We start from the raw sequence: 19457 nt of genomic DNA on the forward strand, positions 1-19457 counted from the left end.
CGTCACCTGCTTCTTCCATCAAGAAACAAAAAGGCCCGAGATAGTTCTCAGACCTGTAACGAACCACTATGGGATTCAAAGACTTTCCGTGTTTATTGTTTTTCCTTACCTTTACCAAACAGGCTAAAGGAAGCAAACATGCTGGTTATTCCTAACATAGTCATCACAAAGCCAGCTTTTTCCCCTGCTTTTGGCAAGGTTTTTTCTACTTTCTTAGGAGCAGTAGCTAATGGTTTTGCTGCCACCTTTTGCTGACCAGTAGCCGCTGGCGCTGGCACGACTAGAACTTTTTCATCATTTGATGCTTTTTTAAAAGACAATTGGAGCAACAATGGGTCATGGTCAGACGCACGACCATGCGCTTCCATAAATGGAGAATTCACATGAACCATGTCAAAGTCATAGTGACCAAGCAAATTGCGTGAAACTAACATATTATCAAGGGTTTGGTTATTTCCTTGATAGAAGTATGAATAACGATCTGCAAGATCATGTCGGCTCACCAAGTTAGCCATACCCCCTTCTTCAATCAATTGGATGGTCTTTGTAAATTCGTAATCGTTAAAGTCACCTAACATCACAATATTAGCTTGGTGTTTTGACCCTTCTTTTGCAAATTGTGCTAGCATATTAGCCAAGACGTGACGTCTTTGCTCAGATTTAAAAGTGACTGGTTGCACACGACCATAAAGGGCATTATCCCCACGTTTAGAATTCAAATGGTTGGCAACGACAATGACTTTATGACCTTGGAAGCTAAATTCTGCTGCCAATGATTTCCGAACGTCTTTCCAAGCGGCATTGGTTGGATCAATTCGACCAACACTGAGGTTTAATTCTCCATTAACCCAAGATAGAGCATCCTTAGCACCACCTTTTGGCTTATCAGAAAGGCTGACGCGATCTGGTTGATAAAGGAATCCAGTTCGAATATTACCACCTGGTTGACCTCCGTCAACATTATTTTCTGGAGCAATATCAACATAACGATAGGTTGGCCCACCTAGTTTTTTAATGGCATCAATGAGGCGTTGCGCACTTTGTGTCGCATCTGTTGTCCCATCATCAATCGGCCCGTTATTATCTTGCACTTCAATTAATCCAATAATGTCTGGAGCATTTAGATCATGAATAAAGGATTCGGCAATCCGTTTGACCTTCTCATCTTTAGTTGAAGAAGGATTGGCTGAGAAGTTCTCAATATTGTAAGAAGCAATGCTTAACTTGCTAAGGTCTTTTTGCAAGTTTGTTTTTTCAGGTTTTAAATGACCGTCTATTAAATCTGGCATGTTTTTGCTGTCATCAACAAAGACCTTGTAATTGCCATAGCTATAAGATACTGGCCCAGCTAATCTTCCTTTGTAAGAGTCGCCTGCTTTAATGGTTTGTTTGCCTTTTTTGAAAAGAACAGGAATCACATCTGTGTTATAAGAATTGGCTGGAAGTAATACTCCACCTGAATTATTCAAGTGTCTTGTACTGGAGCCAGGCAAGACATAGATTTCTTTATTTTTCAATGGACCAAGGATTTTAGCATCATCAACTGCCACTAACATGCCTTCCATTGATTCCCAATAATCAATAGCGTCTTCTTCTGGATCAAAGATGTGTAAGCCATCATTATCAATAATATTGGCTGGTGCGACACGATCTTTCCCTAAAACAAGCGGTGCTGGAACTTGAGCTGTCCCTGTTTTGGTCACTGTTTTAGCCACAATTTGAGTGATGGTAAGATCAGTCTGCTTACGTTCCTCATAACCACGACCAAAGAATTCTTCCACCTCACCTGAAATGGTCAAAACATCACCGACTTGAACCTTAGCGTTTTTAGCAAAAACACGAATGCCATCTGAAGTCGCGACCTTGCCATCTCCTTTCAAATCTTGAACATAAAAATGAGTGGAATCGTCTAAATAAGTGACAACAACCTGTTCTACGGTGACCGCTTTTTTGAGAAGTGGCGATGTATGGCTAGTGCCTTGAATATCTCCAATTTTAACAAGCTTACCAACTGGTGTAGTATCTTCTTTTCTCACAGCTTGTTTTACCACTTCAAATTGGTCAAGGGTAAATGGTTTCAATTGTAAGTTACCATCAACTGTTGACAAGATGGCGGTCAAGTTGATCACATCACCTGAACCAATCTTAGCTGCCAAGTCAGATGTTTTGATGCCAGTACGGTTGTCTAAGCGTACCGCCACACTCTGACCGTCCTTATCCGTAACCTTAAAGGAAGATGTTTCGTACTTATCAGAAGCAATCTCTCCCACTGTTACATTGGATAACTTAACAAGGGTGGACGGGTTTGCTTTTTCTAATTCTGGAATAGTTGTTTCTTTAACAGGAGTAGGAAGTTGCCCTTCCAATTTTTTGTGGGCAGTAATGCTTTTGAGCTGTAACTCACCCTTGAAATTAGTAAGGGTACCTGTTAGTTGGATAATATCGCCACTAGCATATCCCAAATCTTTCCCAGGATAGATATAGAGCCCTGTACCATTACTGTCTTGAATGTAGAAGCCATTGCCACCCCAACCATTGACAACACTGATTATTTTACCTGTTACAGTGTAAGGTTTTCCTTCAGGGCTAGTCCTAACTTGTGAAATCGGCTGGCTACCATTAGCATTCGCCAATACTTCAGGACTGACAGACATTTCTTCTGCGCCCATTCCTGCTGCCTCTTGTGGAACAGTTGATGTCGTCGGAGCTGGTTTGGTGTCCTCAATAGTTGTTAAGGGAGTTGTTGCAGCACCTGCCTCTTTAACACCAGTTACAGCAGGTGTTTCTGCCTTAGGAGCAAGTACTTCCTCTGCATAGACGGGGTGTTGTTGCAAAACAACTTCTTCAACAACGGTAGGAACAGCAACCAACGCTAGCAATGAAGCATAAGTGAAAAATTTCCTGTTTAACATAAAAACTCCTTTTGTTTAATGCGTTTCATACATGCTTATTGTAACAAAAAGAATTGGTAAAATAAATACATTTTTTAACATTTTGTTTCAAAAAGTTAATGTTATTAAAAGTTTAATCGTTATCATATCAACAAAAAAGAGAATTACTTCACTAAAAAACAAACATTGCAGCAGAAATAATGACAAAAAAAGAAAGAGTTCTTAAAAATCAAGAAGAATCTTAGAAACTTAATCGTTTTTCAGCAAAAAAAGCATCAACTTTAGTGACGAAAGAGCCGTTAAATTGATGCTATCGCTTCTTTTATTAATACACCGTAAAGAAAGATAACCTTCCCCAAATGCCTTATGATTGGGCAGGTTTTAATAATAAACTAGAAAGGATTATAAAGGTTGCTGCAGTTGCCAACAAGGCCAACAAGTAAGGCCAAGCTTCTGATAAACCACCACCACTCTGAAAGGTCGTTATCGCTGATAAAACCCAATTTTGCGGTAATAATTTTCCGATAGCTTGCATGTAAGAAGGGGTAATAGATAAAGGCCACAAACACCCTGCTAACATTGACGTTGGCATCACAATGAGGTTAGCCAACTGACTACTTTGTTGAGTATTTTGTGTTACGGCACCAATCAATAAGCCAAAACCTATTGCCAATAAACTAAAGAGGAAGAAAACTAATAAGAGCATCTGCATTGGGATGTAAAAACTAACATTAAATGCTTTCAATAAGCCGAGCATAATCACAAGTTGGATGGCAAAGGCAACAAGACCCACGCAAACATAACTAAGCATGTATTGAAAGCGGGATAATGTTGACAAGACCAAGCGGTTATAGATATGACTGGACTTGTCTGTTAAAATACCGCTGTAAATCACACTGGTACTTCCTAACATCAAAATCAATAAAAAGCCTGTTGTAGTGGAGGACACGGATTTACTACGTGAGCGGTCTGCCAAAGTTACTTGGTTAACCTGATAATATAGACTCTTGTTTTTCTTCAGAATCTGATCAAAGGTTTTTTGATTCCCAGCAGCCACATCCCCCATAATATTGTAATTTTCTAAAAGGTAATTGGCTTGCGCTTTAAACCATTCTGTGATCTCGCTCTTAGCAATAGAGCGAAGTTTGAGTTCTTGCGCCTTACCTGTCAACACTTTCTCTGAGAACCCTTTATCAATAGTGAGCACAGCCTCTAAAGATTTATCCTGAAGGTAATTATCAATGTGTTCTTCTTCTAATTTAGTGAAGATGTCATACTTTTTAGTTTGTTTAAGTTGGGCAATAAATTGCTTTGAAATCTGGCTATGGTCCTTATCCAAAATACCAATTTTAGCTTGGCTGTTGCCTGAAAAACTCAAAGAGAGAGCCAATAAAGTGGTTAAAATAGGCAACAAGATGAAGGTCACATAACTGGTTTTTTTCCGTCGTATTTTAACAAATAACGCTTTTATAAAACGACTCATGTGGTCACCTGCTTTCTCATTCCTATTAAAGCGAGTAGAATAAAGACTGTTCCAAGACTAATATTAACCATCAAGGTCACTGGGATTGGATTGTTCTGCCCTCCAAAAATAAGGTAAAACAAACTATCATTAACCCACTTGATGGGAGAAATATTGGACAATTGATTAATCAAAGGACTATTTAGAGTTGCTAAAGGAACGTAGCTTCCTCCCAAAAAGGCGAAGATAGGAATAACTGCATTTGAAGCCACCGTCAAGAAAGATTCATTGCTAATACTAGTAGCCATTCCGATACCAATAGCCACAGACAGGTAAATCAAAGAAGCTGTTACTCCAATAATTTGCCAGTCATTGGTTCCCCAATTAACTCGCAAAACAAACCTCGTAAAGATATAAAGAATGCCCAACTGGACTGTCGTCGCCAACATGGCTCCTATCAATTTTCCAAAAACAAGAAGGCTAGGCGAAACACCTGTGAGGTGAATACGATTAGTGGTGCGCTGTTGCCGGTCGGATAAGACAAGATTCATCGCTGACATGATGCTATAAAAGGTAATCATGGTAAACATGGAAATGGCATAATAATCAGCCGAAGTCATTCCTTTGCTGGTCTGAACAGAACTTACTTTAACAAAATCCACTTTGCGTTTTTTTATCTCTGCTAATCGTTGAGGATAAAGGTCAGCTATTGAGTCATAGGTCTTAGCATTATCCACATAATTGGTCACCAGCATGTTAATCAAGTCAGCATTCTGCTGGTTAATCGCATTGGTGGTTACCTTAATGCTTTGGTTTTTCTTCACCTCTAAAGTGGCAGTCAATGCTCCTTCACTAACCTTCTTTTTGTCCGCTTCAAGCGACTTGCTAGGTTTAGCTTCTAGTTTCAATTCCTTATTTAAAACCTTTAAGAAGGCAAGAAAGTTCTTCTGATAATCCGTCTTCTCCCCTTCCAATTGATAACGCACCGTTAATTTAGGAACTGTCGTCGCTGTGTTAAAACTGGATTTAAAGGCAAAACTTAAAATCACAATCATCACAATTGGAAAAACCACCATCATCAATAAGGCTGTTCGATTTCGAAAAATCTGCAAACTTTCTTTTTTGATTAAATGTAATAAAACCATAATAACCTCTAATCTCTTAGCTTCTTACCCGTTAAGTGCAAGAAGATTTCTTCTAAATTCAAGTGGTTATGTTTAATCTCACTAAATCCAATATTAGCCTCTGTTAATTGACGAACTACCGTAGCAATGTCACCATTTTCAATCACTAAAACTGACTCATCATCAGCAGTTGTCAAGCTCCAGCCTAGTCTGTTGGACATCTCCACCTGTTGAGGGTCTGTCAAAGTCACTAGAATCTGATTGGTCAGGTCGGCAGCATAGCGTTTTTCCAGTTCAAGCTTATGACCTTCCTCAATAATCTGACCATGGTCCATGATAAAGATATAATCACAAAGAGCTTCGACTTCTTCCATGTAATGGGTGGTGTAAATAACCGTAGCTCCTTCTGAATTCAAAAGGCGAATAGATTCTAAAATATGATTTCGAGACTGCGGGTCAATCCCAACAGTTGGTTCATCAAAAATAATTAGTTTGGGAGAATGAACCAAAGCACAGGCAATATTCAAGCGTCTCTTCATTCCTCCTGAGAATTGACTAGGAAATTGTTTGGCTTGGGATTCTAGACCTACAAAAGCTAAACTTTTTAAAACTTGCTCTTTCAGTTGCTTTCCTTTTAAACCATACAGCGATCCAAAAAGTTCCACATTTTCATAAGCGGTTAAATCAGGGTAGACAGCAATATCTTGGGGAACATAGCCAATTTGTGAGCTAATTTTGCGAATAGCCTTTTGAGATTGCTGTAAAATAGTGACTTCCCCAGAAGTCAAGGGAATTAAGCCTAAAATCAGATTAATGAGGGTAGACTTACCCGCACCATTTGGTCCTAGCAAACCGTAAATCTTACCTTCTTCAATGGTCATCGAGACGTTGTCAACAGCCTTTTTACCACCTTTATAGACTTTAACAACATCTGTTAATTGCACAAAACTCATATACTACTCCTTTTTTCAACCTTACCGTTGCTCTTTAAAACTAATCATCAGATAAGTCAGGGTCAATAATAACAAACCAATCAACCAACCATATAATAGAGTGGCTGTTACCGCCCAAATCCCAATCACCGTAAAGAGACAAAAGGCTAAAAGACAATTTAACCAACCTGAATAACGACAGGCCTTCACCAAAGCATAACCTAAAACTAGCACGGACAAACTCATTAATGAGCCTTTTCCTAACAAAAGTAATAAACCTAAATAAAAGACACTATCAGCCAATACAACAAAACTGAGTAAGAGCAAACTAGTTATTGGCTTCTCTTGTTTAAAAGCTAACCACGTCAGCTTTTGAAACAGCAAGCGACTATCTTTTTGGAGTCCAACATCAAAGATAAGGACCAAAGTCAAAAGTGTCATTTCTACCAAGGACAGTAAGTATAATAGCAAATAGCTCATAATTCCCCATTGCCAAGTGACTTGTCCCAAAAAGGTCAAGACGTCTCCTAACCTAAGACCCGCAAGGTCTAAAAACAAGACAACGAGAAGAAGAGCAAATTGCACCACACCCAGTAGGACATCTAGCCAGTTCTGATAGGACAAGATTCTTATCCATTTAAAATGCCATCTGACCAAACGACGTCTCCGATGACTGGTCAACCAAAGCGTTATTAAACTTAAAACGGCTACTAAAACTACTACCATCATTAGTCCACCACCTTCTTATGTCTTGCTTGAAGATGACTAAGGCACTCGACCAACAAATTGCTTGTAACATGAATGATGACAACCAACCACAGATTCCCAGTGAGGTAATAAAGGCTGCCGTAACTAAAACCCGTTACCAATTTAGCGTAGAAAATGGATTTTCCCATGAGCAAATGGTTTAAGGCGTAACAACAACTGGTCAACACAAGCACCACAATAAGTGGCAGGTCCCATTGGTTCATTAGGATATCAAACCATAAAAAACGATAGGTTAGTTCTTCAAAAAAAGCTAAAAGCAAGGGATAAGCCAGCTTGTTCCATTCTTGTGTCGTCCCAACAAAGGAGAAAGCCAAGGGAAGCCACTGTCGTTTTTGCCAGCAGCGAAGCCCATGTAAGAAGGCCACTTCAACCCCTAACATCAAAACACTCAATCCTAGTCCCATAAGAATGAGGGTTGCATCAATTTCACCAAAGGATAAGCTAAACTCAGGTGATAATAAATAAATACCCATTAAAGCGATTAAGTAGTAAACAAGAACTGCTCTTAGAAAAGCAATGAGATTAAACCCATAGCCATTCTTTCCTTTCCCAAATACCGCTTGCATGGGAATTGAGGGGCAACAGGTCACCAGTAAGAAACAAAGATTAAGGCATTGGGTGAACAAAGGCATTCGTCACACCTCCAAACTGTCTCATTCGTGGATGATTAGCAAAAGGAAATGCTGGAATACACATTTCAAGAAGTTCAGGGGTTAAGACACGGGTTACATACCAACCTTTTTCTGCTGCTTCAGGAGGGGTAATGTCCAGAAAGACAGCATTTGGGCTGACTTTTTTAGTATATGCCAATAATATTTTCAACTCTTCTTTCTTATCCTTACCAGAATGATCTGCCAAATCACTAAGCAGGATTTCTCCTGAAATCAAAGGCTCAAAAGCCTGCCATTTATGGGCCTGATTTTTGGGATGGGCATAATAAAACACATTGCTATCCAAATCTAAAAAGAGAGGGTTCTTGCTCTCAATATTTTGAAGCGCTTCTTTCTTATATAAGAGATTATAGTAATAACTGTAACTAATAGCTGCCGCCTCCATGATTCCCCTTAGTAAGGTGTGTTTAGGATCCAAGCCAGCTTGGACCCCAAATAAGAGATAGGGACCCTCATCGTATTTATTTTTAAGGATAATCCCAAAGGTGTAAAGCGGGTTGTCATCGCCTACGGTCATATCAATAGGAATAATCTCATACAAGCTCTCTTTTCCCAATCTTGCTTCTTCTAAAATCGCCTGAATATCAGGGTCATCAATAATAATTCTAGGACAAGGCTTTTTGGTGTGCCAACTCAGCATCATGGAATCAATTTGAATATACTCAATCAGGCTATTGCACATAGCTGCTTCTAACGTAGTATGAGAAGCTGTACCTGTTGAAAAACCTGGAATAACATGCTTTTCACCCACAGCCTCATTAGTTTTATAACCAATGCAGAGCATCTGAACCGGAACGTACATGTCTTGCTCTTCAAAAAACATAGGACACTTAACCCAACCCAAGACATCATCTTCTGTCACCATTTTGTCGCACATAACCATGCTCAATTCCAGACAACGTTCAATTTGTTCCTGAGTAAAGACCTGTAAATACTCTAACGGCATCACTCGGTCTGTCTGACTTAATTCCTTATGAGAAGCATAGACTATTCGATCCGACAATAAATCACCAGAAATAATACTCGCATAACGTTCAATGCTTTCCCCTAAATATCTGATCAGGGCTTCTTCGTAATGGCTGCCATAACCGATAATATGGTAGCTGACCTGACTCAATTCCCCAATAAATTGCTTATGATAATCAGGCATCTGACCAGTCACACTCTTTAAGTAAACATCATGAGGGTGATTACAAACAGGCATTTGCGATTGATTTAAAATACCTGTCCGGTTACCACTTAAGCCTTTGAGTTTATCAAAAATATGATTAAAGGAAGGGTAATACTGTAACATAACGGTCCTCCTTATTCTTCTTCACTAAGGAGTTTTCTAACAATCTCGCGAGTTGATATTTGCTGATCCTCATATTTTAATTTTGCCAGAGCACCCTGTGCCTGAGAATTTGACATCTTCAGAATATCTTGAACCTGAATTTCAAGGGTTGGCAAATAGATACTTAGCAAACGGCCTTCAAATTTTGAACTACCTGTCTGAGCAATAATAAAAGCTTCGCTAACCACCAAATTCATTAAAACATTGAGCAAGGGCAAATAAGCTTGACTAACCGCTTGTGTCGTTGGCAAGGCCTGCTGAGCAAAATGCTGGTAAAGAACATGGTCTTGCAATCGAGCCAAAACCCTTCTTTCCAAACTATCGAAATCAGCACTATGAGGAGGATTTAGGGTACAAGCATGTAAGAAGGGACCATCCACAAAACCTAACACCAGTTGTATATTAAGAGCCACACTAATCTCATTCAGATGGCGTAACATCATAATATTCAATCGTTCTTGACAAACAACAATACTCTGATAACCCTTTAAAGCTTCAGATAAACACTTCATACTACGGTGATGGGTCAAGGCATCCAAACGAGAACTAACATCAGTTTGTTGGATTAGCATTTTCAAATCGTCACTAGCCACTTGCAAAGGTAATTGCAGTTGGTCAGCTAACAGTTTGGCCGATTCATTAACATAGGTTGAATCACTGATAAAAAGGACAGGATCCGTATTTTTGGTATGTCCTGCTGTTGCCATAAATCGAAAATTCCCCATTAAGACTTTCATGACATTCTCTTCAAGGGCATAATCATCTTCTAACATAAGCACATCATTATAATACAAAGCTGTGATGACTTCCATAAATGTCGCAAATAAGTCAGCTTCCAAACTCTTCTCATAGGAGTCAGTATCAAGAATGCCACCCTCAATCAAGGTTGTCACAATTTCTCGATAAGCCTCTTTTAAAGCCTGAGGTTCTTGCGAAACATCTAAGACAGCTTCATTAAAATCCCAGATACCCTTTCTAAAACAAAAGGTATCCTGAAATTGGACGATACGAACATTACTATTTAGTTGGTATTTCATTGAGACTCCTTATTTCCTACAAGTGTCATGTGAATCACATGCTGGTTTAGTCCGTCTAACCCTAATTTTTCTTGGAGGTACTCCTTGTTGTAACCTCCAATATCAATACTGCCATAAACGAGGGCAGTCGCTGTTAATTGAATATTCTGAGCTATCTCACCTGATTCAATGAAAGCATAGGCAGTTGCTTGATTGCCATATTTGCGTGTGTTTTTGAGGTAATGGTATACATAAATGACAACAAGATTGCAGCTTTCGGCATTAATGGCACCGTATTCTGCAAAGGCCCTAATATTTTCTTCAAAACTAATATGATGGCTCCTTAAGGCATGTTGGTAAGGTAGATACTCATAGAAACCATCTTTTAGTTTACTGACATTTCTAGCATAAAAAATCAAAGTAATGGGGTATAAGCCTCCTCCAGAAGCACAATTTCTTAGGGTAACTTTTTCTGGCATACCGTCTTTAATGGGTGCTTCAGCACTGACCCCACAAGCATAGTAAAGGAGGTTAGCCAAATCCTGAAAAGGCATTTCCTGATCTACGAAGTGACGATGACTCCTTCTTTGGGTAATACAGGTCGAAAGGGCAGTTGTTATCTTTGTTGGTTTGGGCAGAGGAATAATGTTTTCTCTACTTTCAAAGTAAGCACTACTTGAAAAAGTTGCCACCGCAGAATCAGTAAAAAAGTCAACCACGCTAGCTTGAAATCCCAAGTAACTATTATTACTCTTGTAATTCATTAAAAAACGTTGACTCAGATTGTCTGTCTCATTCGGCATTAAATGTTGAGCAACTAACTGTTTTGATGTCCTTAGCACCGTTTGATGGTGATAGCCTGATAAAGATAAGTGATTGGTATTAAACTCAAATAATTGTCTTGCCTTCTCCAATGTTAAAGGAGGATAATTGTCTGAATTGGGTTTTCCTTTTGCAAAAAATGGCATATCTATCTTTCCTGTCTTACTCTACGAACATATAGTAATTAGCAGGTACCAAGTAGCACCTGCTAATTACCTAGAGACATTAGAACCAAAACGATTACCACTGCCTCATGTCCTAACACCCCTATTTAAGATAAGTCACATCAGCTGTTACTCATCGTAACCTAGTCGCTAGCAAACCAATCACACTGATATCACCATCAAATAGAGATATTAAATAGATTATTTACCTGGTGTATAGCTACCGCTACCACCTTGAGCACTACCGCCCCCAACATTAATTGAGAAGCAACAAGTAGTACAGCAGCAGCAACAACCTCCAGGAGCAACTTGAGTTGTTTCGGCTACGCTAGTAGCTAAAATATTTGAAGTAAATTGTAACATAACGCTTACCTCCTTATCCAACAAATAAATAAACAACTGATAAAAATACAAATAGTTGTTTTTAGGTAAACTCAAAGAGTTATTACAAAACAAGGCTAGCTATATTGTACTGTTGTAACGAAACAACTATCCAATTCTTATCATCTATATTATAGTAAAAAATGACTTAAATGTAAACCCTTTCTTACCATTATTAGCAAAAAATAACAAAAAAATCGGTATGATTCTAAATTATAAGTCCCCTCCCCTTACTAAATGTCCAGCTGATAAGAAAGCAAAGACTTTCAGAAACAAAAAACAGATAACATTAGACCCTATCCTCTGAATGGTGAACCAACAGCGAACTAAACTATCACAAGGGAATAGTCCTAAGAAAAGTCAACTTTCCATTTGGTGTTTCACTCCTAGGTGTTAAAGAAAGATTTAAAACAAAAAAGCACCTTGGGAAAGCGCCCCAAAGTGCTTAATATCAAGGCTTTACGCCCCTAATCTCGATAAGAGATTATTTTTTAAGGTTATAGAATGATTTGATGCCTTTATATTGAGCCACTTCACCAAGTTGATCTTCGATACGAAGCAATTGGTTGTATTTAGCAATACGGTCTGTACGTGACAATGAACCTGTCTTGATTTGGCCAGCGTTAGTTGCAACTGCGATGTCAGCGATTGTTGAATCTTCAGTTTCACCTGAACGGTGTGATACAACGGCAGTGTATCCAGCTTCTTTAGCCATTTCAATAGCTTCAAACGTTTCAGTCAAAGTACCGATTTGGTTAACCTTGATAAGGATTGAGTTAGCTGCATTTTCTTTGATACCACGAGCAAGGTATTCAGTGTTTGTAACGAAGAAATCGTCACCAACCAATTGAACACGTCCGCCTAGGCGTTCAGTAAGAGCTTTCCAACCATCCCAGTCATTTTCATCCATACCATCTTCGATAGTGATGATTGGGTATTTGTTAACCAATTCTTCGAGGTAGTCGATTTGTTCTGCAGATGTACGAACAGCAGCGCCTTCACCTTCAAATTTAGTGTAATCGTAAACTTTACGTTCTTTGTCGTAGAATTCTGATGATGCACAGTCAAAACCAATCATGATGCCGTTTTCGCCAGCTTCGTAACCAGCAGCTTCGATAGCTTTAAGAATGGTTTCTACACCATCTTCAGTTCCTTCAAATTTAGGCGCGAATCCACCTTCATCACCAACAGCTGTAACAAGTCCGCGTTCTTTAAGAATTTTCTTAAGAGCGTGGAAAACTTCAGCACCCCAACGAAGACCTTCTTTGAAAGTAGGTGCACCAACAGGCATGATCATGAACTCTTGGAATGCGATTGGAGCATCTGAGTGAGAACCACCGTTGATGATATTCATCATAGGAGTTGGAAGAACTTTAGTGTTGAATCCGCCAAGATAAGTGTAAAGTGGCACTTCAAGGTAGTCAGCAGCTGCACGAGCAACAGCAATAGAAACACCAAGAATAGCATTAGCACCAAGTTTACCTTTGTTAGGAGTACCGTCAAGTGCGATCATTGCACGGTCGATAGCTTGTTGATCGCGAACATCGTAACCGATGATTGCTTCAGCGATAATGTTGTTAACGTTATCAACAGCTTTTTGTGTACCAAGACCAAGGTAACGAGATTTGTCACCATCACGAAGTTCAACAGCTTCATGTTCACCAGTTGAAGCTCCTGAAGGAACCATACCACGTCCGAATGCACCTGATTCTGTATAAACTTCTACTTCAAGTGTTGGGTTACCGCGTGAGTCAAGGACTTCGCGAGCGTAAACATCAGTAATAATTGACATTATAATACTCTCCTTATGAGTTTTAATATTTTACATGTTAATAATACCACAAACTAGGCCTTTAATCAACTTAAAAAGCAACTTTATGAAAGCGCCATTCAATTTCCATACTGACATTCAAGATATTTCATTTATTTACAGAAAATTCACCTATGGAGATGACATTGGCATTTTCCCCTGCAAATCGGTATAATGAAAGAAATAGGAAGATGTGAGGCGTTTTATGGATAAATTAGAAGATAAAGTATTAAAAAGAGCATTGAGTGACAAAAGGCTAGACCCCGATCAACAACGCTACTACTTAGGTACCTATGCCGAACGGGTTATTTTAAGTGTGCCCTTAGCAGAGGCCACAAATGAGAAGGTTAAAAACTATTTAGAAACCGAGTTACCAAACCTGAGCATGACCTACCAGCCTTTGGCTTTGAAAATTTCTTCAGAGTTAGCACCACAATATCAAATACTTTATATGAAATTGGCTAAGCAATACCATCTGACTGCTACCATTGTAACAGAAAAACACATGACCTCTCCTTTTGGTTTTATTCTCCATACCGATCACGCGATAAATCTGAACGAAACACGTTTAGACATTATTTTAAAACAGTCTGAAAGCGAGCGCCCCATCAAACAAGCCTCCGAAAAACCTAAATCCTTCTGGCAAAAATTTTTTCAGTAACTTAAAAAGACAAACTCAATATTTGTACCGCCCTTAAAAAGTTGGACAAGAAATTATTGAAAGGATTTAATTCTGTATTGTACAGGGCTGAGTCCTTTTAATTTTGCTTTGATTCGTTTGTTGTTGTAGTAAAAATATCATCTGTGATCGCTCCTTCCAGTTCATCAAGAGACCGATAAGAGTTTTCATACTCATAAAATATCTCGAATTTTAGAATGCCAAAGAAGGACTCCATCATGCCATTGTCAGGACTGTTACCCTTACGAGACATAGAAGGACGACTGCCTTTACTCTCTAAAAAATGATGATAAAAGTGATGCTGATACTGCCACCCTTGATCGCTGTGAAGAATGGTTCCCTTGTACTTATCAGCTGGAAAAGCTTTCTCAAGCATGGTTTGAACTTGCTTGGAATCCGGTGAGCGAGACAAAGTAAAATCAATAATTTCGCTATTATAACCATCAAGAACAGGGGATAGATAGATTTTCCCATCACCGTTTGGTAAAGGCTTCCTTAAACCCCAACCGCCCAACCATCAGCTTCTTCCGTTAGAACTGATATTTCCTGAGCATGTCCTGCTTCTTGACCAAGTAAGTTAATAACTTCTTCTTGAATCAAGACCACATCTAAAACTAATCATCTTTTAACAGCTACCATACACTCTCTTTCTTTTACACTAAATACGACTAATTAATTCAGTTTAGCATTATCCCATAGCTCTTTGGGGTTAAGGAACTGCTACCAAAAAAGCCGCGACAAAGAGTCACGACTTTAAGCTATCAGAAACGAATCCGTTCACGTGTTTTTTCGTAGGAATTGACAAAACGATCAGTGACGCCAGGCTCTACCGTTTCAAGCGCATAAGAAATTTCATCAAAGGAGGCTTGATAATCATTGTCTACCTCAAACAGTCTCAAAGCATGTTCAAAACTATTTTGAACGCCAGCTTCAAAAGAACGGTATCGGTTAGAATACTGTAGCAGTTGCTCTGTTAACGTCGCATTTTGAACCACTTGGTAAGTTAATTCTTCTAAGTTTGCAATAGCAACCATTGCAACCTCTGATAAACGTGAAACTGCTTCGATATTAATACGTCCTCTACTGAGTTCATCCATCAAGGCTTCCAACTGAGAACTCGTTGTAAAGAAAGTGCTAAGGAAATCTTGTGGAATGCCTGGCAAATTACGCTTTTCCATGTAACGTTTGATCATGTGAAGTTGAGTTACATAAATCTCTAGGTTTTGACGCGCATGCGATTCGATTTTTTCAATGTCTTTAACCGCTTCAAAGACATCCATTTGACCAGATTCCACTGAAGCTAAAGTCTTCATGCTACGTTCAAAAATAACTTGTAATTCTGAGAATGGTTTTTCTTGCATGCTAAACTGCTCTGCAATTTTAAGCGTACTCTCTTCGATTTCCTTAATATCCCTGTCAAAAGCTTTAATGTTGAGTCCCTCATTTTCGCTCAAAATATATTTGCGAGACAAGCGAGAGATTTCATTTTTTAACTGCTCATTATTACGTTTAGCATGTGCCAAATAGCTTGGTAAAATCTTGCTATTTTTAGCTGCTACCTTATAAGCTGCAATTTCACGTTCAAAGAGTTCATAAAGGGAATCAATACGCTCTTGAATATGAGTATTTTCTTCTCTAGCACGGTCCAAATCCAAAGTCACTAATTCTGAAGAGTTAGCACGAATTGACTCGCGAATCTCTTGGAAACGGGCTTCGATATTTTTTTCTGAGAAATGGTAATTTTCTTCAAGTAGGCGACGGTAACCAGACTCTAAATCATCTAATTGATCTGGGAAATCATCTTCTAACTTAGCAACAATAGCTGGAATTTGTTCGGTAATCTGTCCCAAAGCAATGGTATGTTCTTCAGCTCTATCAAGCACCTCAGAAGCTTCTACTGGATCACCCGATGAATTAAGAGCGACAAATTGTGAAAACTCCGTTTCGATATTCGTCATTTGCTTGTTAATCTCAGCCATGGTAGAACCAAAGTTGTCTTCATTTTCAGAGATAGAGGCCTGCAGCTTTTCATACAAATCAAGGGCATGTGTGACCCGTGCACTATTTTTTTCTTCTTGTTCTTTAAGAATACCAAGCGCTTCACGAATAGAAGCGATGTCTTCTTCAACAAGATTTAATTGACTTTCAACGCTATTGATTTCATGCTTGGCACGGATAAAGTTGAAAGTATCATTTAAGTTTTCAGCTTCACAAATATGATTTTCAATATCAGCAAAAGAATTGAGGGTCAAGTCCACCCACTTTTGGTTCCATTCACGAAAAGACGTTTGACTTTGTCCAATCAAATGAAGTGATTTTACTTCTTCGATTTCATCATTGACAGGTAGGGCAAACAAGGCCTGTTTTCGTTCCTCTAGACTGGTAATTAGTGAATCATTACGTTTTCGTATAATGACACCTACTAGATAGGCGATAATCACTAGTAGGACTATGGCCACAATCAGCAAGATAATTCCGCTTGACATCTGAATCTCCTTATTAATTAGATGCGATTTGTCAACGTTTGTTTCAGCAAAATCTGAAACTCCTTAATCGCCTTTTATTAAAATTTTATCAAAAATACACTATAACGTTACGATTATAACATACTTTCAAGTGCATTTCAAAACATATTTGACCAATTCAACAATCTCCAATAAGTGCTTTACAAGGCATTTACAATAGAGACTAGCATAGGTGTCAAAGCTCTGCCTCAACACCTATTCGTTAGCACTATTTTTAGACATGACCACACAGTCCATTTGCCATCAGACATCGTGACATTAATTCTTCTTGTTAACTTAGAGATAGGCTTAGTACTAGGGTAAGAAAATGGCTAAATATCCAATGTACTATAAACCGCATTCTCTTCGATAAATTCACGTCTTGGCTCTACACGATCGCCCATTAACATATCAAATACCTTATCTGCCTCAGCTGCATCATCAACAGTAACACGAGCCATTAAGCGATTATCAGGATCCATTGTCGTTTCCCAGAGTTGGTGATCGTCCATTTCTCCAAGACCTTTATAACGCTGAACAGTTGGTTTTGAACGGCCCACACTATATTTTTCAAGAGCTGTTTTTAGTTTCTCTTCCTGATCAATGCCTGGTTGAATGTATTCTTTAATCTCACTACCAACTTTCACCCCGTAGATAGGTGGTTGGGCAATGTAAACGTAACCTGCTTCTAAGACTGGTCTCATGAAGCGATAAATCAACGTTAACAGTAAGGTACGAATATGAGCGCCATCCACATCGGCATCAGTCATAATCACTAACTTTTGATAACGAGCTTTTGACACATCAAAATCTGCACCAAAGCCTGTTCCCATAGCGGTGAAGAGACTTCTAATTTCTTCGTTAGCAAGAATCTTATCCATGGTTGCTTTTTCCACATTTAAGATTTTACCGCGGATAGGCAAGATGGCTTGAAACTCTCGGTTACGACCTGATTTAGCTGATCCGCCTGCGGAGTCTCCTTCGACGATGAACAGTTCGTTTTGGCTAGCATCGTTTGACGAACAGTCTGCCAATTTACCAGGTAAGTTTGAAATTTCTAAGCCTGATTTTTTGCGGGTGACTTCACGAGCGCGTTTAGCTGCAATTCTAGCTTTGGAAGCCAAAATCCCTTTTTCCACAATCTTACGAGCAACTTGTGGGTTTTCCAAAAGAAAACGTTGGAAGGCCTCACTAAAGAGGCGGTTAGTGATTTTAACTACTTCTGAATTGCCAAGTTTTGTTTTTGTCTGGCCTTCAAACTGAGGGTTTGGATGTTTGACAGAAATGACTGCTGTTAAGCCTTCGCGAACATCTTCCCCTGTTAAATTGTCATCATTTTCTTTGAGGATTTTATTTTTTTTCGCATAGTCATTGATGACTCGAGTGAGGGCTGTTCGAAAACCTTGCTCATGGGTTCCGCCCTCATGAGTATGAATATTATTGGCGAAACTCATGACTGTCTCATGATAACTAGTTGTGTATTGCATGGCGACTTCTACGGCAACGCCATCTAATTCACCATCGGTATAAATGGGAGTATTGAAAATGACATCTTTTTTATCGTTTAAAAATTCAACATATGAGCCAATACCACCTTCATAATGGAAATGCTCTTCTTGCTTCATACCTAATCGTTTATCTGTAATGGAGATTTTCAAACCACGGTTTAAAAAGGCTAATTCTTGGATACGTTTAGCTAAAACCTTGTAATCAAACTCCGTTGTCTCGGCAAAAATCTCAGGGTCTGGAGTAAAGTGAACAGTCGTTCCAGTAGTATCAGTTGTCCCAATAACAGCAAGATCTGCTACGACAGCACCACGTTTGAATTCCTGGTAATGAATCTGACCATTTTTATAAACACGTACATCTAACTGGGTGGACAAGGCATTAACAACAGAGGAACCTACACCATGGAGACCTCCTGACACTTTGTAGCCGCCCCCACCAAATTTACCTCCCGCATGCAAGACGGTAAAGACCGTTTCAACGGCAGGACGCCCTGTTTTAGCTTGAATATCAACTGGAATACCACGACCATCGTCCACGACTGTGATTGAATTGTCTGCCTCAATAAGCACCTTGATATGAGTCGCAAAACCAGCTAATGCTTCATCAATAGAATTATCAACAATTTCCCATACTAAATGATGTAGCCCTTCTTTAGACGTTGATCCGATATACATCCCAGGACGCATTCGGACAGCTTCTAGCCCTTCTAAAACCTGAATCTGGCTGGCATCATATTCTTGTGCTTTCTCTTCAACTTGTTTGTTTTCTTCAATCATCTATGCTACTATCTCCAATAGGTTTTTTCTACCATCAACAAGCAAGGTGTCAAAACCTGCTGCTTGTCCTGCTTGTTTATCCAGATTACGATCTCCAATAACCAAGCCACTACTAATATCATATTTATCTTTTAAATAAAGTAAACTCTCTGGGTTTGGCTTACGAGCAAAGCCGTTAGAAGCCGTCACAACCTCCGTGAAATAATCTAAAAGCCCTGCATTTCGCAAGAGTTGGTTGACTTGCTGATCACGATGGGATACTAAAAAATTGCGCGCACCCGAAGCAACTATCTTTGCCAAAATTTCTTTAGCTCCTAAACACCAGATAGGCTGAGCTAGCTTTACTGCTTCATTTTGCTTGTACTCTTGTAAAAATTGTGGCTGATTGGGCGCAAAAGTTGCCACCGCAATAGCTGTTGATTCCCTTAATTTTTGGTAAACAGCATCGTGTTCACCTGGAAGATTAAAAAAGGCGAGGGTTTGAACGAAGGCTTGGGTTGAAATTTCGTAATTATCGAGTAAGGTACCACCCAAATCCCATATATAATCGTGATAATTCATACCTTTCATTATACCACACATTCACCCAATATTATAGTCATTTCCATAAATTAA

Annotated in this window: 15 protein-coding genes and 1 pseudogene; 1 reads left to right on the forward strand and 15 read right to left on the reverse strand. The window is 39.1% G+C overall.

The window, feature by feature from the left end:
* Positions 1 to 92 precede the first annotated feature (92 nt).
* The 11 genes from EL097_RS09605 to eno form a co-directional block, all read right to left on the reverse strand.
* The gene (locus tag EL097_RS09605; protein ID WP_003047840.1) at positions 93 to 2912 is read right to left on the reverse strand and encodes an endonuclease/exonuclease/phosphatase family protein; all 2820 of its coding nucleotides are present in this window, start codon (positions 2910 to 2912) and stop codon (positions 93 to 95) included.
* A 343-nt stretch (positions 2913 to 3255) separates the two neighbouring features.
* Positions 3256 to 4374, reverse strand: coding sequence for an ABC transporter permease (locus tag EL097_RS09610; protein ID WP_003047836.1), 1119 nt, complete (start codon positions 4372 to 4374; stop codon positions 3256 to 3258).
* Complete coding sequence (locus EL097_RS09615; RefSeq protein ID WP_003047833.1) at positions 4371 to 5498, reverse strand: SagG family ABC transporter permease subunit; 1128 nt, start codon at positions 5496 to 5498, stop codon at positions 4371 to 4373. The genes EL097_RS09610 and EL097_RS09615 overlap by 4 nt, the downstream gene beginning before the upstream one ends.
* 8 nt (positions 5499 to 5506) lie before the next feature.
* On the reverse strand, positions 5507 to 6430 hold the full coding sequence (locus EL097_RS09620; RefSeq protein WP_003047830.1) for an ABC transporter ATP-binding protein: 924 nt from the start codon (positions 6428 to 6430) through the stop codon (positions 5507 to 5509).
* A 21-nt stretch (positions 6431 to 6451) separates the two neighbouring features.
* Positions 6452 to 7138, reverse strand: a complete 687-nt coding sequence (locus tag EL097_RS09625; RefSeq protein WP_003047827.1) for a SagF family protein — start codon at positions 7136 to 7138, stop codon at positions 6452 to 6454.
* Complete coding sequence (locus EL097_RS09630) at positions 7138 to 7809, reverse strand: CPBP family intramembrane glutamic endopeptidase (RefSeq protein WP_003047824.1); 672 nt, start codon at positions 7807 to 7809, stop codon at positions 7138 to 7140. Before EL097_RS09630 ends, EL097_RS09625 begins: the two co-directional genes overlap by 1 nt.
* Entirely contained in the window at positions 7784 to 9142 is a 1359-nt protein-coding gene (locus tag EL097_RS09635) for a YcaO-like family protein (RefSeq protein ID WP_003047821.1), read from the reverse strand. Before EL097_RS09635 ends, EL097_RS09630 begins: the two co-directional genes overlap by 26 nt.
* An 11-nt stretch (positions 9143 to 9153) precedes the next feature.
* Positions 9154 to 10218 (reverse strand): streptolysin associated protein SagC, encoded by a 1065-nt coding sequence (locus tag EL097_RS09640; RefSeq protein ID WP_003047818.1) that lies wholly within the window; start codon positions 10216 to 10218, stop codon positions 9154 to 9156.
* Positions 10215 to 11165, reverse strand: a complete 951-nt coding sequence (locus tag EL097_RS09645) for a SagB/ThcOx family dehydrogenase (protein ID WP_003047816.1) — start codon at positions 11163 to 11165, stop codon at positions 10215 to 10217. Before EL097_RS09645 ends, EL097_RS09640 begins: the two co-directional genes overlap by 4 nt.
* Before the next feature lie 219 nt (positions 11166 to 11384).
* Positions 11385 to 11546 (reverse strand): TOMM family cytolysin streptolysin S, encoded by a 162-nt coding sequence (sagA, locus tag EL097_RS09650; protein WP_012766767.1) that lies wholly within the window; start codon positions 11544 to 11546, stop codon positions 11385 to 11387.
* A gap of 502 nt (positions 11547 to 12048) precedes the next feature.
* Positions 12049 to 13356, reverse strand: coding sequence for a surface-displayed alpha-enolase (eno, locus tag EL097_RS09655; protein WP_003047814.1), 1308 nt, complete (start codon positions 13354 to 13356; stop codon positions 12049 to 12051).
* A gap of 223 nt (positions 13357 to 13579) precedes the next feature.
* On the opposite strand from eno, the gene EL097_RS09660 reads away from it, so the two are divergent.
* Positions 13580 to 14035, forward strand: coding sequence for a DUF1694 domain-containing protein (locus EL097_RS09660; RefSeq protein ID WP_003047813.1), 456 nt, complete (start codon positions 13580 to 13582; stop codon positions 14033 to 14035).
* 53 nt (positions 14036 to 14088) lie between these two features.
* Here the strand turns inward: EL097_RS09660 and EL097_RS09665 are convergent.
* The 4 genes and pseudogenes from EL097_RS09665 to EL097_RS09685 all read right to left on the reverse strand — a co-directional run.
* Positions 14089 to 14540, reverse strand: a pseudogene (locus EL097_RS09665) (IS3 family transposase); the annotation flags it as partial.
* A gap of 274 nt (positions 14541 to 14814) precedes the next feature.
* On the reverse strand, positions 14815 to 16539 hold the full coding sequence (gene ezrA / locus EL097_RS09675) for a septation ring formation regulator EzrA (RefSeq protein ID WP_003047802.1): 1725 nt from the start codon (positions 16537 to 16539) through the stop codon (positions 14815 to 14817).
* Positions 16540 to 16889: 350 nt separating this feature from the next.
* The gene (gene gyrB / locus EL097_RS09680) at positions 16890 to 18842 is read right to left on the reverse strand and encodes a DNA topoisomerase (ATP-hydrolyzing) subunit B (RefSeq protein ID WP_003047800.1); all 1953 of its coding nucleotides are present in this window, start codon (positions 18840 to 18842) and stop codon (positions 16890 to 16892) included.
* Positions 18843 to 19403: an HAD-IA family hydrolase gene (locus EL097_RS09685; protein ID WP_086014979.1), complete on the reverse strand. Its 561-nt coding sequence runs from the start codon at positions 19401 to 19403 to the stop codon at positions 18843 to 18845.
* Positions 19404 to 19457: the final 54 nt, after the last annotated feature.

The organism is Streptococcus canis, from assembly GCF_900636575.1.
Taxonomy (GTDB): domain Bacteria; phylum Bacillota; class Bacilli; order Lactobacillales; family Streptococcaceae; genus Streptococcus; species Streptococcus canis.